Below are 15748 nucleotides of genomic sequence, written 5' to 3'. Positions count from 1 at the left end.
GACCGGCCGGGTCCCTCAACCCCCCGAACCACCAGACCAGCCAGACCCCACAACCCCCCGAACCACCAGACCAGCCAGACCCCACAACCCCCCGAACCACCAGACCAGCCAGACCCCACAACCCCCCGAACCACCAGACCAGCCAGACCCCACAACCCCCCGAACCACCAGACCGGCCGGGAAGTCAGCTCCCCCGCACCGCCCTCGCCAGCCGGGTCGCCGCTCTCGCCCTCGGGCGGTTGTCCGGGGGGCGGCGGCGGGGGTGGACCGTGTTGGCGAGCAGGACCAGGTAGGTGTCCGTCGCCGGGTCCAGGACCAGGGACGTGCCCGTGAAGCCCGTGTGGCCGGCGGCGCCCCGGCCCGCCAGCTCCCCCATGAACCACGGCTGGTCCACGGCGAAGCCGAGCCCGGGCGGGGTCAGCAGGAGCTCCACGAAGTCGGGGCCGAGGATGCGGGCGGGGCCGTAGGAGCCGCCCGCCAGCAGGGTGCGGCAGAAGACCGCCAGGTCCCGCGCGGTCGAGAACAGGCCCGCGTGACCGGCCACGCCGCCCAGCGCCCAGGCGTTCTCGTCGTGGACCTCGCCGCGCAGCATGCCCCGGTCCGCCTTGGCCCACGGCCGCCGCTGGTCCTCCGTCGCCGCCGCGCCCGGGCAAGGGCCGAAGCGGGTGGACGTCATGCCCAGCGGGCGGGTGATGCCGTCGTGGACGAGGGCGTCGAGGCGGCGGCCGGTGATGCGTTCCAGGACGTGTTGCAGCAGGAGCAGGTTCAGGTCCGAGTAGGTGTACGTGCCGGGGACCCCCACCGGCGGCTCCGCGCGCAGCATCGCCAGCCGCGTCGCGTCGTCGGGGCAGTCGTACAGCGGGAGTTCCGGGCGCAGCCCGGAGGTGTGGGTGAGCAACTGCCGTACGGTGATGCCGTGCTCGGCGGCCGCGCGGAACTCCGGCAGGTACGCGCCCACGCGCGCGTCGATGCCGAGCGTGCCCCGCTCGATCTGCTGCACCGCGGCGACCGCCGTGAACAGCTTGGTGAGGGAGGCGAGGTCGAAGGGCGTGTCGACGGTCATCGGCACCCGCGCCCGGGGCGGCAGTTCGGCGCCGCGATCCGTCTTCGGGTCGTAGGCCGCGTACCGCACGGCCCAGCCCGCCGCCTCGGCCACGGCGATCACCGGGCCGCGCCCGGCGGCGACGACGGCGCCCGCCGCCCACGGGCGCTGCCCGGTGGTGAGGTCGTGGACCTCGCGGACGAGGTGGCGGAGTTCCCCGGGGTCGAGTCCGGCCTTCTCCGGTGTGTCGCTGCGCAGTCTCGGTGCGCTCAGCTCTCCTCCCCCAAGCTCTCGGCTGCGCTCGAACAGGGGGTACCCCCACCCTCCGCGCCCGCGCATCCGTTCCAGGGACGGCACATTCCCATGAAGCAGGCCAGTGCCACCAGTGCCGCGGCCAGTTGGACGAGGGCCATGGGGACGGCGGTGTGCTCCCCGGCGATCCCGACGAGCGGGGAGGCGATCGCGCCGATGAGGAAGGAGGACGTGCCGAGCAGGGCGGACGCGGAGCCGGCGGCGTGCCGGGTGCGCATCAGGGCGAGGGCCTGGGTGTTGGGCAGGGTGATGCCCATCGCGGACATCAGGACGAGCAGCGCGGCGGCCACGGGGGCGAGTCCCACGTCACCGAGGACGCCGGTGGACATCAGCAGCAGGGCGGTCGCGGCCAGGATGACCACCGTCAGGCCGACGGCCAGCACCCGGTCCAGACGGACCCGGCCGACCAGCACCTTGCCGTTGATCTGGCCGACGACGACCAGCCCGACCGAGTTGAGCCCGAACAGCAGGCTGAACGTCTGCGGGGAGGCGCCGTAGATCTCCTGGATGACGAACGGCGAGGCCGATATGTAGGCGAACAGCGCGGCGAAGGCGAAGCCGCCCGTGAGCATGTAGCCGGAGAAGGTGCGGTCGGCGAGCAGTCGGCGCATCGAGCGCAGCGCCTCGCCGACTCCGCCGCCGTGCCTCCTCGAAGCTCTCGACTCCGCTCGAGCAGGGGGGACCCCCGTGGCGGGCGGGAGGGTCTCGGGGAGCCTCGTCCGGACGAGTACGGCGAGCAGGACGCCGACGCCCGTGAGGACCACGAAAACGCCCCGCCAGTCCGTCACGCGCAGGATCTGGCCGCCGATCAGCGGCGCCACGATCGGGGCGACCCCGGAGATCAGCATCAGCGTCGAGAAGAAGCGGGCCATGGCCACGCCGTCGTACAGGTCCCGGACGACGGCCCGCGCGATCACGATCCCGGCCGCACCCGCCAGGCCCTGCGCCAGCCGGAAGGCGACGAGCAGCTCGACGGTGGGCGCGAGGGCGCACAGCGCGGTGGCGAGAAGGTAGACGGCCAGCCCGACGAGCAGCGGGCGCCTGCGGCCCCACCGGTCGCTCATCGGCCCCACGACCAGCTGTCCGAGCGCCATGCCGGCCAGGCAGGCGGTGAGCGTGAGCTGGACGGTCGCGGCGGGCGCGTGCAGCGAGCGGGTCACCTCCGGGAGCGAGGGGAGGTACATGTCCATCGCCAGTGGGGGTGTGGCGGTCAGGCCGCCGAGGATCAGGGTGACCAGGAGGCCCGTGCGGCGGACTGCCCGGGCCGGTGGATCGGCGGATCCCGTCTCCGGTACGGCCGCCTGCGACGCGTGCGGTGTCGACGCCCCACCCTCGGGCATGTGTCCCTCCCTCTCCGACTGATCCGCCACCTATGCTCTCAGCTCGTACACGCTGCCGAGCGTCGCATGAGCGAGGGTGGGGTCCGGGATGACGGAGCAGAGGGTGCGCTGGGGGATCCTGGCGACCGGTGGGATCGCGGCCGCTTTCACGGCGGACCTCGTGGACCTGCCGGACGCGGAGGTCGTGGCGGTGGCCTCGCGGACCGAGGAGTCGGCGCAGGCGTTCGCGGAGCGGTTCGGGATCCCGCGCGCCTACGGCTCCTGGGAGGCGCTCGCGCAGGACGCGGACATCGATGTCGTGTACGTCGCCACCCCGCACTCGGCACACCGGGCGGCCGCCGGTCTGTGCCTGGAGGCCGGGCGGGACGTGCTGTGTGAGAAGCCGTTCACGCTGAACGCGCGGGAGGCCGGGGAGCTGGTCACGCTGGCCCGGGAGCGCGGGCGCTTCCTGATGGAGGCCATGTGGATGTACTGCAATCCGCTGGTACGGCGGCTCAAGGCGCTGGTCGACGACGGGGCGATCGGCGAAGTGCGCACCGTGCAGGCCGACTTCGGGCTCGCCGGTCCCTTCCCGCCCTCGCACCGGCTGCGGGACCCGCACCTGGGCGGCGGGGCGCTGCTCGACCTCGGCGTGTACCCGGTGTCGTTCGCGCAGCTGCTGCTCGGCGAGCCATCGGACGTCATGGCCAGGGCGGTGCTCTCCGCGGAGGGCGTCGACCTCCAGACCGGGGCCCTGCTCTCCTGGGACGGCGGCGCCCTGGCCTCGGTGCACTGCTCCATCACCGGCGGCACGGCGACCTCCGCCTCGGTCACCGGCTCCCAGGGCCGTATCGACGTGCCGTACGGCTTCTTCCACCCGGACCGCTTCGTCCTGCACCGCGACGGCCGCGATCCCGAGGAGTTCGCCGCCGACCCGGCCGACGGACCGCGCACCAGCCTCAGGCACGAGGCGCTGGAGGTCATGCGCGCCCTGCGCGCCAGCGAGACCGAGTCCCCGCTCGTGCCGCTGGACGGCACCCTCGCCGTGATGCGGACGCTGGACGCGATACGGGAGCGGATCGGGGTGCGCTATCCGGGAGAGGCGACGGAGCCGGACCCCGGAGAGGCGACGGAGCCGGCCCTCGTCTGAGCACCGTCCTCCGATGAGCACCGTCCTCTGAGCACCGTCCTCCGATGAAGCGCCCTCACCCGAAGAGCATCCGTATGGCGGACAGCTGATTCCGCATGACGGACCGCCCTCGTACGCTCCGGTGCCATGACTGACAGGCAATCGAAGATCGCCGTGGTGACGGGCGCGGGCTCCGGCATCGGGCGGGCCGTCGCCGTGGAGCTGCTGCGCGCGGGCTGGTCCGTGGCGCTGGCGGGGCGGCACACCGAGACGCTCGGGGAGACGGCGGCGCTCGTGCCGGAGGCCGCCTCCCTCGCCGTACGCACCGACGTCTCGCGACCGGAGGACGTGACGGCCCTGTTCACCGCCGTGCGCGACCGCTTCGGGCGGGTCGACCTGCTCTTCAACAACGCGGGGACGTTCGGGCCCGGCGGGGTACCCGTGGAGGACCTGCCCTACGAGGCGTGGCGGCACGTCGTGGACACCAACCTCAACGGGGCGTTCCTGTGCGCACAGGCGGCGTACCGGCAGATGAAGGAGCAGGACCCGCAGGGCGGCCGGATCATCAACAACGGCTCGATCTCTGCGCACACGCCCCGGCCGCATTCGGCGCCCTACACGGCCACCAAGCACGCATTGACGGGCCTGACCAAGTCCCTGTCGCTGGACGGGCGGCCGTACCGCATCGCGGTCGGGCAGATCGACATCGGCAACGCGGCCACCGACATGACGGCCCGTATGCAGACGGGTGCCCTGCAGGCCAACGGGGAGGTCGCACCCGAGCCCGTGATGGACGTCGCCGATGTGGCCCGCACGGTGCGGCACATGGCGGAGCTGCCGCTGGAGGCGAACGTGCAGTTCGCGACGGTGCTGGCGACGACGATGCCCTACGTGGGGCGGGGCTGAGCGCGGCCCCGCACAGGCGTCAACGATGCAACCTACACAAGCGGAATGAAACCCTCCGCGCCATATGGGCCGGTAGCGGGCTTATGCTCATCATCTCTTCCACCAGAGCTTCACACTTGGAGCAGTGAGCTTCCGCAGACCACACCCAGGGGGGAGGCGGCAGCCGTTCCACACCACCAGTTGGGGGGACCTCGCGCGAAACCGCGGGGTGCGCACCGGTGCGTGGAACGGCTGCCGCACACGTCGGCCGGGCGCTCAACGCCGGTGGCGGCCCCCGGAGTCGGCTCCGGCCGCCGCCCTGCGCCGGCGCAGCGCGAACACCCCGCCCGCGAGCAGCGCGGCCGTCCCCGCCGCCCCTTCCAGCAGCCGCCAGGTCGACGGGCCGGCCGCCGCCGCTCCCGGCGCCCCGGCGGCGGCCCGGGCGGTCCTCCGCGCGGGCGTGGGGCTCGCGCTCGCCCCGCCCTCGCTCAACGGCTCGACCAGTGTGCCCACCGCCTGCGCCGAACTGCCGTGCGCGAAACCCCAGTCGAGCAGCGCGGCGGTCTCCTCGTAGACGGCGTTGCCGCCGCTGCCCGGGTGCATCACCGTGACGAGCAGCGTGCGGCCGCCGCGGGTGGCGGCGCCGGTGAAGGTGTTGCCGGCGTTGGTGGTGTAGCCGTTCTTCACCCCGATCAGGCCCTCGTACGTCCGCACACCCCAGGCGCCGGTCAGCAGGCGATCGGTGTTCTGGATCTGCAAGGTCTTCCTCCCGCCCGCCGGGAAGTCGGCGGTCCTCGTGGCGCAGTAGGAACGGAAGTCGGCGTCCTTCAGCCCGTGCCGGGCGAACAGCGTCAGGTCGTACGCCGAGGACAGCTGGCCCCTGTGGTCGAAGCCGTCGGGGCTGACCACGTGCGTGTCCAGGGCCTGCAGGTCCTCGGCCTTCGCCTGCATCTCGGCCACCGTCTTCTCGATGCCGCCGTTCATGTGGGCGAGCACGTGCACCGCGTCGTTGCCCGAGCGCAGGAACACGCCCTGCCACAACTGCTCGACGGTGTAGGTGATCCCCGGCCTGATGCCGACGAGACTGGAGCCCGCCGGGACCCCGGCCAGGTCGGCGTCGGTGACCGTGTGCCGCTCGGTGCGGTCGAACTTCTTCAGCACCGTGTCCGCGAACAGCATCTTCAGCGTGGAGGCGGGCGCGAGGCGCTGGTGCGCGCGGTAGGCGGCGAGCACCTCCCCCGTCTCGCAGTCGGCGACGAGCCAGGAGCGGGCGGTGAGCTTCTTGGGCAGGCCGGTGGCGCCGCGCACCTGGACCCCGTCGCGGGCCAGCCGCTCACCGCCGATCGAGGCGGTCGCAGCCGAGGCCGGGGCGGCCGCGGCGGACAGCGGGGCGGCCACGGTGAGGGCGAGCAGGGAACGCCGGGGCAGCCGGGCGGCCCCACGGGAAGACCGAGACGAATCACGCACGGTCGGGACCGTACAGAGTGAGCCTGTGCCCGCGCACAGAGGGTCCTCAAAGCATGCTCAAAGGATCATCAAAGACGGACCGGGCCGGTGCGCCGGTTCAGGCCTGCCCGGTCTCGAAGCGGGAGATCCGGCCGTCGTCCTCGACGGTGAAGCTCCATCGGGTGCGCATCTCGCCCCAGGTGTCGTTGCTGTAGCGGGCGAGGAGGGAGCGGCCGCCGTTGGACTCGTTGTCGACCTTCATGTGGCCGTGCATGGAGAAGATCTCCTGCTCGATCCACTCGGCGAGGTCGCGGTCGGAGCCGTCGTCCGCCATGGTCGCGCCGGGCGCGAGGAGCTGCATGAAGCCCTCGCGGTCGTGGGCGTTGACGGCGGTGACGAAGGCGCGGACGGCCGGGTCGCTGAGTTTGGCGGTCTGAATCGTCATGTCGGCCAGCGTCACACCGAACCCGGCACCCCGCCACCCGAACGGCGCCCCGGACGGGCCCTCGGGCTGTCGGTGGTGCGACGGTGGAAACGCGAAGGGGACGAGTTTCCGCTGTCTGCCTGGGGAGTCACCGTGACCTGTTACGACCGACGTGATCTCGGCCTGCTGCTGCTCCGACTGGGCACCGGCGGCGTGCTGGCTGCGCACGGCGCGCAGAAGCTGTTCGGCTGGTTCGGCGGGGGCGGCATCGAGGGGACCGGCCAGTTCATGGAATCCGTCGGCTACGGGCCGGGGAAGGCGAGCGCGATGGCGGCGGGCCTGGCGGAGGCGGGCGGCGGCCTGCTGCTGGCGCTGGGCCTGGCGACCCCCGCGGCCGGTGCGGCGGCGGCCGGAGCGATGGCGGGCGCAGCGGCGGTGCACGCGCCCAACGGGTTCTTCGCGCAGAACGGGGGCTACGAGTACGCGGCCTCCCTGGGTCTGACGTCCGCCGGTCTCGCGATCACGGGCCCCGGCCGCCTCTCCCTCGACCACGCCCTCGGCCACGCGGTCAACCGCGGCTGGATGGTCCCGGCCGCCTTCGCAACGGTGGCCGCGGCGACGGCGCTGGCCGTCGGCGCGCGCACGATGCGGATGCGGAAGGAGCAGGAGGGGGAGCAGGAGGCGCTGTTCGAGGAGTAGGCGGTGTCCGAGGCGTAGGCGCTGTTCGAGGAGTAGGCGGCGTCCGGGGCGTAGGCGGCGTCCGGGGCGTAGACGCCGCCCGGGGCGTAGGCGGCGTCCGGGGGCCGCCTCCATGGCAGGCTGCGTGCCCATGAGCGATCAGGACACGCCCACGACGGCTGTGCCGGCACCCGCGGACCTGTGGGATTCCATCGACGACCTGTGGGGCTGGCTGGACGCCAACCGCTCACACGACGGCCGCGAAGGCCTGCTGCTGCGCATGCTGAAACTCTCCGAGGAGGTCGGCGAGGTCGCCGAGGCGGTGATCGGGGCGACCGGCCAGAACCCGCGCAAGGGCACCACCCACACCTGGGAGGACGTCGAGGCGGAGTTGTGCGACGTCGTGATCACGGCGCTGGTGGCCCTGCGCACGTTGACGCCCGACACCCGCGAGGTCTTCACCCGCCACCTGGCCCGCGTCACGGAACGCTCGCTCGCAACGAGCGGGGCCGCTCGAAACACCAGCGAGGCCATGTGAAAGCAGACGGGTCGGACTGTACGCCGGGTTTCCTGAAGCACCTTTGCTCGGGCGGTGGCCATCGCGGGCGTTGCCATCCGAGCGCGAGCCCCGGCCACCGCTGCGGCGGGGGTGGACGGTCAGGGCCGCCAGATGGTTCAGCCGTTTTCGGCTGAATCGCTGGATGAGCGCGTGGTGGTGTCGTTCACCGCGCCACCGTCGTGGTCTTCATTATCGAGGGCGGGCCAAGCGCCGTCCGTGTCCGCGATCAGGTGACCGGTCGCCATACCCACCCGGTGTCTTGCTTGTCCGGGTTTCTCCGTGATTTTTGACGCCTCGTCAAAACATAATCATGACTCAAAACCAAGCCCTGACCAGCCCAGTCGCGTTGATACGGTGGTTTCGCCACTGAACGAAGGGGGGTGATTCAGATGGACAACATTCAGGAGATCGATCTCAACGCCCTTGAGATCTCGGACCTGATTGCCGACGCTGGTAAGGACGACGAGACGCTGTCGCAGGTGATGGCAGCTTCTTGCACGACCAGCGGCTGTGCATGCAGCTCTTCGTCCTCTTCCTCGTCCTGATTTCAGCGATGAGGCTTGCTGCTGCCGGGTGCACGCGTCTTCTCACCGAGGTCGCGGTCCCGGCAGCAGCTTTTTTCCGGGAAGATCCGCACCGGATGGGTGCGGCATGGCGTCGGGAGAATTTGCGCGTGAATCTGTTTGTGACGATTCCCCTGGACAAAGGTGGGGCGTCGGTGTCGCAGGGCATTCGAGGTGTCGTCACGGACCTGTTCGCGTCCGCGCCGTCCCCCTGGAGCGGCGATTACTTCTTTGTGCGGACCTGGGACCGGGAGACCGGCCGCGACTGCTTCCAGATCAGCCTCGAATCGGAGGGCGCCGGCGCGCGCGACGCACGTGATCTCGTCCACCAAGTGGCGACGGCCCGCGGATTCAACCCGGCCATCGAGGAAATCCCGTTCACGAAGATCCCCTCGCCGCTGTGGAACTCCGGTTTCGGTGGCGCCGAGTTCGAGGCGGTCTCCAAAAAGCTCTATCGGGCCGTGGCGCCGATCCTGGTCGAGTTCGCGGCGGCGCTGAACGGTGACGCGACCCAGTCCTACCTCCTCGCCCTGCGCCTGATGGTCGCGCACGCAGGAGCGACGTTGCTGGAATCCGAACAGCGGGACCTGCCGTCCCACAGCTTCGACGAGCTGCTCTCCCTGCGGCTGCTGAGCTATCGCTCGCACTACGAGGGCGTCTTCGCGCGGGTGAGCGATCCCGAATCCTTCGAGCGTCGGTACGCCGCGTACTACGACGACCTCGGAGCCCGTGCCCGAGAATTCATCGGCTCCTGCCTGGCGTCGCCGCTGCCTGCTGCCGACGACGCGTTGATCCGCTCCTGGGCGGACGTGATCCGTGCGAACTTCGCCGAGGTGCGCGAGTACTTCCAAGCCGGCCTGATCGTCGACCAGGGCCTCACTCTGGAGGATCTCAACAAAAGCCGGGAGGTGCCGTTGCAGCCGACGCGCTTCCACTCGTTCATGTCGGAGGCGCTGGAACAACTCCTGCACCGGAACCCGGACTTCCTGGCCTTCCGCCTCCAGACCAGCCTGCTGTACAGCTGCCTGCACACGCTCGGATTCAGCCTGGTGGAGCGGTATCTGTTCTGCTACATCCTGGCGCGCGCCAACGAGGACGTCTCGGGGAAGTCCACGCAGGAGCTCCAGCGAGGACTCGGCTCGCTCGCGAGGCTGCTCGCGAGCTGAACGACGCTCACTCGACGTGCATCGGCATCGGTTCTCGGGGTCCGGCGTCCGGGGTCCGGTCGGTCGGCCGGGTCGGCCAGCAGCATCGAGGGCCGGCGTCGGGTTGATGCGGCCGCGCACAGCTGATCATGCGCCGTTGCGCGCGGCCGGAGGGTCATGCACGTCGCCGCCGAGATCTCCGAGCGGCTCCTCAGCCGTCGGAGAGGTTCCGGTGGGCCCGCTCGTGCAGCGCGATCCCGGCGGAGACGGAGACGTTGAGCGACTCGGCCGCGGGGTTGATGGGAATCGACACCGTGCCGGCCGAGATGCCTTCGAAGTCGCTCGACGTGCCGGTCTTCTCGCTGCCGAACAGGAGCGCGAGCCGCTCGTCGACGCTGCGGAGGTCGCCGACGGTGAGATCCCCGTCGGCGTCGAAGGCCATGAGCCGCATGCCGCTGTCCCGGAAGTAGTCGATCGCCTCCGCCCGCGAGGCGAGCACGATCGGGAGCGAGAACACGTACCCCCGGCTCGCCCTGACCAGGCGCCGATCCGCGATGCTCACAAGATCACTGTCCACGAGCACGATGCCCCCGGCTCCGAGCGCGAAGGACGTCCGCACGATGGCGCCGATGTTGCCGACGATCTTCACCCCGTCGAGGACGATGAGGTCGCCGGTCGTGCCGGCCAGATCGTCGAAACCGCACGGCTTCGGGACCCGGGCGATACCGAACGTCTTGGGTCTCTTGTCGGTCTTGAACACCTGATTGACGATCGAGGACTCGATCAGGCGGACCGGAATGTTCTGCTGCTGACAGGCGGCGAGCAGTTCACTCGGCATGGGACTGGTCTCGATCCCGTAGACCTCGATGAAGTCCAGCCCCGCGCGAATGCATTGCAGGAGAGGCTCCGTGTCCTCGATCAGCGCCGTCCGGACAACGGATCTCGAATGCTTCGTGACGTCGATGATCCTTTGTACGGCAGGATCGGATCTCCCGGTGATAACGTCAAGGCTGGTCATGACGGGAATTTAGCATGCGCATTATCGGCTCTTCGTGCCTGGCGGGGGTGCACGGGCGACCCGCCCGTGGGCGGGGTGAGCGGGGCGCAGGGGCCGAGGCCTTCGGGGGTGAAGCTACCATGCTCCGCGTCCCGCACGGCCTCGGCCCTCGGCGTGATCGATCCCGGGTGACTCACCCACAAACGCTCACGAGGGCTTCAGCTCGGCCAGCGAGCGTCGCATCACGTGGGCCACGAAAGCCTCGCCGGCCGGAATAATGCCCAACCGGTTGTTGGTGGTGTGAAGGTAGTTCGCCAGACAGCCGGCGTACGTGGTGTCCCCGAGCCGGAGCTGCGCGAGATCGCCGTCCGTCGCTTCGCCGTGAGCGGAGTGCGCGGAGGCCAGCGCGTTCGCGTAGATGTCGTGGAACGCGTCAGTCCTGCCCTCGAGCCAGACCGACCTGCAGAGGTTCGTCACGCTCTCGCGCGTCCTGTCGTAGAGGCTCGGCCACATGTCGTCGTATCCCGGCGGTACGTAGCGACGCCACCAGGCCTCGTACCTGCCGAGGAATTCCCGGCTCTCCTCGACCCCCAGACCCGAGCCCCTGAGCGACATGGCCATGATCCTCATGGCCTCCCCGATCGGCGCCTTGAGCTCGCGGTCCGCCTGGGCGGAAAGGAGATCGAGCACCGCGACGGAGGTCTCGCAGAAGACGCGCTCGGCGATGTCGACGCCCACGGTCCCGCCGTACTTCCGGTACTCGGGAACGTAGTCGGCCGGTTCGATGGTGCCGGCCGGCCTGATCTCCGCCGGTTGTTCACCTTCGAGGTCGGCGAGCTCGGACTGGAGGGAGACCTCGTACGCGTACTCGTCCGACAGCTCTGTCGTGAGCTGCGGGACTGCGGAGGCCAGTGATGTCCTGACCGCCTCGAGGGTGGCCTCCAAGGCGCCGTCGATCCTGAGCCGGATGTGCGGACCGCCCTGCCAGTACCGGAGGAAGAAGAAACGGTCCCGCCCGCCGGTATCCCGCACCAGCGGACCGATCACGTCGCACAGGAATCCGGTCTGCAGGGAATGCGGCAGGTAGATATGGAATGCGCGCCAGCCGCCCTGGGCGGGTCCGTTACGCATTGTCTCTGTAGAGCTCAACGAAAAACTCCTCCGCGGCTGCCGGTCCCGTACCCTCGTCGTACTCGTCGACGGCCGGCAGACACTCTCGAATCGACACGTATATGTCGTCCCGTGACAGTGCGGACTTCGCGAAGCTCCGCACGAGGTAGGGATTCCGGAAGTCCACGTACATCGGCTTGTGGACACTCGCCTTGTGCAGGTGCTCGAAGTCGGACCAGTTTCGCGGGAGTCCCTTGGTCCGGCCGGCCAACGCGTTGTACTCCGCCAGCGTCTGGCAGAGCACGAAGGCGTGCCGCGGCAGGCCGCGGTTCCGGCGCCACTCGTCGAACTCGATCAGAGCCTGGTACGAATCCTTGCTCACCTCGGACAGCATGGGCATGTCCTTCGCCGGCACGGTCCACGACTGCCTGTCGACGACGACGTCACCGACCACGAGGCGAGGCGACGAGTTCGGATACGAACTGGGATCCAGTGCGTCCCGGATGTCGTTCAACGGATGCCAGGGGTACCGAGTCGTCGGGCTCAGTGCCTCCAGCAACTGGTACAGCACGGGAACCCCGACCGGGATCAGGAAATTCATGGGCATCAGGTCGAGGGCTTCCTCGGCCTCGGGGTCCCACAGAGCCAAGGTCCGGTTGGCGTGGTCGACACGGATGTGCAGGTCACCGAGGCCGTACGCCTTCTGTTCCCCCGCCGCGGGCCACGACCCGGGATAGTTCAGCACCTTGTCCGTCAGAGGCGGGTGCAGATTGAAGTTGAACCCAAGAACCGCGTTGAGGTCCACCTGCTGGGGAAAGGCGCGCCGGAGGTGCTCCCGGAGGGTTGATCGCAGCGTCCACCCGTCGACGCCGGACCCCTCGATGAACTTGCTGAACCTCGAGAAGTAGACGCCGTACCCGGTGAGCACACCGTTCACCACGATCGTGGGCGACGGTGTGCTGCGGGCGAACTGGATGCGGAAGGTGATGGACTCGGGATCCACGCAGTCCGTCACGGCCGCGCACGCGTCGGCGACCGCGCCCGGCTCCAGGCGCAGGACCCCGTCCTCTTCCACGATCTGCTCACCGATCTCGCGCAGCGCCTGAGCACGCTGTGTCGCGAAGGCCTCCGCGAGGGCGGATCCCCGGCCCGCGAGCACACTGTCCTGCTCGGCTTCCGACAGCCGGGTGAACCGGTCGAAGAACTCCAGGAACGGCAGGGTCTCGCGCTCGCCGAAGTGCGCGACGGCGAACGAGTACAGGCCCAGTCGCTTCACCTGCCCGTAGTCGAGCATGGACGAGAACCGCCACATGCTCTCCAGTGCGGGGATGTTCTCGGAGACGGAATCCAGGCTCCAGGTGGCGGGCGGCGCCTGTGTCCAGGCGTCCTCGTACACGGGCGAACGGACGATCGCCTCCGGCGGCGGGCCGACCGCGCAGACCTCCGAGATCGCGGAGATGGCCCGGTCCCCGGCGAGCAGCAGGGACTGGCGTTCCGGAACCGAGGCGTCCGGGAATCTCGTCTCCAGCTCCCTCAGTGTGGCGAGGTGACCCGCCAGGACGGACGTGGCCTCGGTCGTCCCGGAGCCGATGAACTCGGCCAACTGCTGCGCATACGCGGGGTCCTGCTCGTCGATGCCCGGACGGAAGGACAGCAGACCGGTACGCAGGAGCGCGTTCAGGATCTTTCTGCTGACGGCGTCGTCACCGGTGAGCCCGGTCAGGCCCTGGAGCACAGCCGGCACGGGTGCCGAGCCATCCGCCAGTACGGCCAGGACACGGTCGACGGTCGCGTCACGCTTGATCCGCACGACCGCTTCCGAGCCGCCGTACCCGCCCGCGCGCCCGTCGGACCTGATCCCGATGAACTGGATCGAGGTCGCGTCCGATCGCAGCGACGAGTTCAGGAGCAGGATGCCGAGGTCCAGGCCGCCGGGGACTCGCTGCAGTCCTCCGACCAGCCAGTTCAGCAGGACGCGGTTCAGCGTCGTCTCGGAGTGTGTGTCGCTGCCGCCCGTCGGGCCGCCGGCCCCGGCGATGTCGGGCGGGAAGGCGCCGACCTCGGTGAACCGACCGAACGGCGACGGCTTCAGGGCCGCTCGATAGGCGAAATTGACCAGCGAGGACTCCCAGGTCCGCACCTTGCTCGGTTTGGCGGACGCGCTCTCGCCGGAGACGTACCGGAGCAGGCTCTGGTACAGCTGATCACCCGAGAGCTGGATGCTTTTTGCCATGGCATCGTGGTGGAACAGCCGACGGAAGCCGGCCCGCGCCGACTCCTTCTCGGCCTCGAACGACGACCGCGACTCGCTTTCGCAGCTCCGTGCCCGCTGGACGAGTTCGTACCACGTTTTCACCTGCGACAGCGTGCCGCCGTCCAGATGCGGCTGAAGCGTCTCGATCCGGCGCAGTGCGCGGTCGGCCCTCTGGTTGTAGATGTCGCGCCGCAGCTGAACGATCTCGGCGCGCACCGACTCGTCCGCGCCCGGCACGAGCCCGGCGAGCAGATCCGACAACTTGCCTGCGCAGTGCTCGCTCTCGGCCCTGAGTTCGTGGAGCTCGTCGATCTTCGCCCAGGTACGCTCGAACTGCAGGTCGCCGAGCTCGGCGACGGGCAGTCTGCCGCGCCGGTAGACGACGTAGGGACTGATCTTCACGTTCATCGAGCGGTACCCCCCGATCGCACGAGCACGGACTCCTTTCCTGGCATTTCACGAATGTGGCGTGCCACCGGTGCGGTGACAACTGGCGGCCGGGCACGGCCTAGGGGAACGGGTGCGGCGGAACGTCCACCGGTGACTGCCCGGGCGACAACTGGGAGACGCAGGGCAGGGAATCGCAGTGGAGCCGAGGGAGCCCCTCCATTCTTCGGGTGTCGTGCCCGAAAGTCATCGGCAGGAATCCGGGGACGAAGGCGCGTGTGCAGACCAGTTCGCGCCACCGCAGCTCCGGGGTGGTGACATCGGCCGCGTACACGTCCGAGCCCACCGCCTCGATCCTCCCCCGCACGTAATCGAGGTCCTCCCGGAGCGTGGAGAACACCGGACCCGACTTCGACACCTCGGTGAGGCTGATGTCGGGACGGTCTCGCGTCGTCAGGAAGTCGAACCACTCCCTGGACGTGGGCAGGGCCCCGACCAGGCTGTGGTCCGACATCGTCCGCACCGAACGGAAATCCGCTGCCAACCGCTCGCCGTGCTCGCGATTCCCCTCGAAGGAATGCGTGATGGCGGACAGAATGGCGGAGACCTCGAGAATCGCCGACTCGGCCGCCGACCTGGGGTACAGACTCGCGCCGGCCGACACGAACGTGCAGGGACCCGACGTCGAGTCGCGTTGGGCCAACGCGACCACGACGGGGATCCCGGTGTCCAGAGCCGCCCAGTAGAGCCGAATGCGGAATCCCGTGACGATTTCTACGCGCTCCACCAGGTCCTGGATCTCGCGGTCGGCCGGCCCCAGCGTGAGCTCGGGAAGAAGGAGTCTGCGGTACCAGGTCAGCAGGAAGGCATCCCGCTCGACGATTTCGAGAATGCCGTGCAGCGTCGCTTCCTCGGGACTCTGTCCCAGCGCGAAACCGTTCGAGGTGTCGTAGAACAACGGTTTCCGCGATGTGGGCCTGCGCACCCAGGAGAGCGCCATTTCGGGAAGGTATCGAGCCCGACCGTCGCCGAGCGGGGTGACCTCGACCCAGCGTATCTGCTCGTCCACGCCCAAGGGCGCGTAGGGAAAGTCCTCCTGCGCGTACTGCGCGTCGAAGTGATAGCCGAGAGTGCGGGGATCGATGGCGCGCGCCCCCAGTTCGGCGAGCGATGCCTCGACGATTCCGTCGGTTGCCCGGAAGTGAAAACCGGTATAGCGTTCCAGGCCCTCGAGAACCGCCGTGACCCTGCTCTTCGTGAAGTTCAGGGTCCTCCCGATGCCCGGTTCCAGATCACCGCTGTTGAGCGGTACACCGATCTGGGCCGCGGGAACCGGACCGTCCAGGTCGAGGAGTGGTTCCCGGAACAGCGAATGCGCGCCCACGTAGTCGGACGTAAGGGTCGACGGTAACGCGCGCCGGCTCCGCAGGGCTCCGTCGGCCTTCCTGAGGAGCGCGGGCTCGGAGTCGAACCTGGCCGCGGTCGTGGTCCTGCCCGG

14 protein-coding genes are annotated in these 15748 nt (G+C 69.7%); 6 read left to right on the top strand and 8 right to left on the bottom strand.

The window, feature by feature from the left end; translation table 11 throughout:
* Positions 1-184: 184 nt before the first annotated feature.
* The gene (locus tag ABZV31_RS02015; RefSeq protein ID WP_355886784.1) at positions 185-1381 is read right to left on the bottom strand and encodes a serine hydrolase domain-containing protein; all 1197 of its coding nucleotides are present in this window, start codon (positions 1379-1381) and stop codon (positions 185-187) included.
* Positions 1312-2694, bottom strand: coding sequence for a multidrug effflux MFS transporter (locus tag ABZV31_RS02010; RefSeq protein WP_355886782.1), 1383 nt, complete (start codon positions 2692-2694; stop codon positions 1312-1314). Before ABZV31_RS02010 ends, ABZV31_RS02015 begins: the two co-directional genes overlap by 70 nt.
* Before the next feature lie 88 nt (positions 2695-2782).
* Here ABZV31_RS02010 and ABZV31_RS02005 point away from each other — a divergent pair, with 88 nt between their 5' ends.
* Positions 2783-3823, top strand: a complete 1041-nt coding sequence (locus tag ABZV31_RS02005; protein WP_355886779.1) for a Gfo/Idh/MocA family oxidoreductase — start codon at positions 2783-2785, stop codon at positions 3821-3823.
* A gap of 126 nt (positions 3824-3949) precedes the next feature.
* Positions 3950-4708 (top strand): SDR family oxidoreductase, encoded by a 759-nt coding sequence (locus ABZV31_RS02000; protein WP_355886776.1) that lies wholly within the window; start codon positions 3950-3952, stop codon positions 4706-4708.
* Positions 4709-4963: 255 nt separating this feature from the next.
* On the opposite strand, the gene ABZV31_RS01995 is transcribed toward ABZV31_RS02000, so the two are convergent.
* Positions 4964-6154 carry a serine hydrolase gene (locus ABZV31_RS01995; protein ID WP_355886774.1) on the bottom strand — a complete coding sequence of 397 codons (1191 nt, stop codon included), beginning with the start codon at positions 6152-6154 and terminating at the stop codon, positions 4964-4966.
* Between the two features lie 97 nt (positions 6155-6251).
* Positions 6252-6578 (bottom strand): nuclear transport factor 2 family protein, encoded by a 327-nt coding sequence (locus tag ABZV31_RS01990; RefSeq protein ID WP_355886772.1) that lies wholly within the window; start codon positions 6576-6578, stop codon positions 6252-6254.
* Between the two features lie 132 nt (positions 6579-6710).
* Here ABZV31_RS01990 and ABZV31_RS01985 point away from each other — a divergent pair, with 132 nt between their 5' ends.
* The 4 genes from ABZV31_RS01985 to ABZV31_RS01970 all read left to right on the top strand — a co-directional run bounded on the left by ABZV31_RS01985 (position 6711) and on the right by ABZV31_RS01970 (position 9523).
* Positions 6711-7256, top strand: a complete 546-nt coding sequence (locus tag ABZV31_RS01985) for a DoxX family membrane protein (protein WP_355886769.1) — start codon at positions 6711-6713, stop codon at positions 7254-7256.
* Between the two features lie 130 nt (positions 7257-7386).
* Positions 7387-7773, top strand: coding sequence for a MazG-like family protein (locus tag ABZV31_RS01980; protein ID WP_355886766.1), 387 nt, complete (start codon positions 7387-7389; stop codon positions 7771-7773).
* Positions 7774-8183: 410 nt separating this feature from the next.
* Complete coding sequence (locus tag ABZV31_RS01975) at positions 8184-8339, top strand: thiocillin/thiostrepton family thiazolyl peptide (protein ID WP_355886765.1); 156 nt, start codon at positions 8184-8186, stop codon at positions 8337-8339.
* A 173-nt stretch (positions 8340-8512) separates the two neighbouring features.
* Positions 8513-9523 (top strand): hypothetical protein, encoded by a 1011-nt coding sequence (locus ABZV31_RS01970; protein WP_355886762.1) that lies wholly within the window; start codon positions 8513-8515, stop codon positions 9521-9523.
* A 190-nt stretch (positions 9524-9713) separates the two neighbouring features.
* Here ABZV31_RS01970 and nshR read toward each other — a convergent pair whose 3' ends face one another.
* From nshR to ABZV31_RS01950, 4 genes are all read right to left on the bottom strand, one after another.
* A complete protein-coding gene (gene nshR, locus ABZV31_RS01965; protein WP_355886760.1) occupies positions 9714-10520 on the bottom strand; it encodes an NshR/TsnR family 23S rRNA methyltransferase in 807 nt (268 codons plus the stop codon).
* Positions 10521-10706: 186 nt separating this feature from the next.
* On the bottom strand, positions 10707-11630 hold the full coding sequence (locus ABZV31_RS01960) for a thiopeptide-type bacteriocin biosynthesis protein (protein ID WP_355886758.1): 924 nt from the start codon (positions 11628-11630) through the stop codon (positions 10707-10709).
* The gene (locus ABZV31_RS01955; protein ID WP_355886755.1) at positions 11623-14271 is read right to left on the bottom strand and encodes a lantibiotic dehydratase; all 2649 of its coding nucleotides are present in this window, start codon (positions 14269-14271) and stop codon (positions 11623-11625) included. The genes ABZV31_RS01960 and ABZV31_RS01955 overlap by 8 nt, the downstream gene beginning before the upstream one ends.
* Positions 14272-14371: 100 nt before the next feature.
* Positions 14372-15634, bottom strand: a complete 1263-nt coding sequence (locus tag ABZV31_RS01950; RefSeq protein WP_355886753.1) for a YcaO-like family protein — start codon at positions 15632-15634, stop codon at positions 14372-14374.
* Between the last annotated feature and the right edge of the window lie 114 nt (positions 15635-15748).

It is taken from the genome of Streptomyces sp. NPDC005202, from assembly GCF_040608235.1.
In the GTDB taxonomy this organism is placed as follows: Bacteria; Actinomycetota; Actinomycetes; order Streptomycetales; family Streptomycetaceae; genus Streptomyces.
Note: the sequence above shows the minus strand (reverse complement) of the source record. Positions and strands in the feature narration are given on the sequence as shown.